This window comes from Burkholderia sp. JPY481 (assembly GCF_038900515.1).
Taxonomy (GTDB): Bacteria; Pseudomonadota; Gammaproteobacteria; order Burkholderiales; family Burkholderiaceae; genus Paraburkholderia; species Paraburkholderia youngii.
Map to the genome: position 1 here is coordinate 1 of NZ_JAYMRT010000153.1, position 384 is coordinate 384.

Below are 384 nucleotides of genomic sequence, written 5' to 3' on the forward strand. Positions count from 1 at the left end.
CCAGAATCGACTCGGCATCCTTGCTTTGCACCTGCGCCAGCAGTTGATCGATCAGCTCGTCGGGGAACAGCCTCGGCGCCTTCGGGTTCTTGCTCTTCTTGGTCACTGTTGTTTCGGTCATAGGACGTTATTTCCGTTATCGTCTCATGACCTCGGCACACTAAAAATCTGACAGGCTCCGGTTCAGTGATCGTCAACAACAACAATTCAATGTCAACTTTAGCGCGCGCTCACTCAGATGCTTCACGAATTACCACCCTGAAGCGCCCCGGGTTTTCCGGAGACCGTTTTGCTTGCGTCATGCCACAGTGACAGACTCAGCGAGATTTGCATAGTAAGCGGCTTCTGCCTCGGCAGGTGGAATGTTGCCGATGGGGCCGAAGA

General features: G+C 53.6%; 1 pseudogene. It reads right to left on the bottom strand.

What is annotated here, in order from left to right:
- Positions 1-121: pseudogene (locus tag VSR82_RS40115) on the bottom strand (transposase); the annotation flags it as partial.
- Between the last annotated feature and the right edge of the window lie 263 nt (positions 122-384).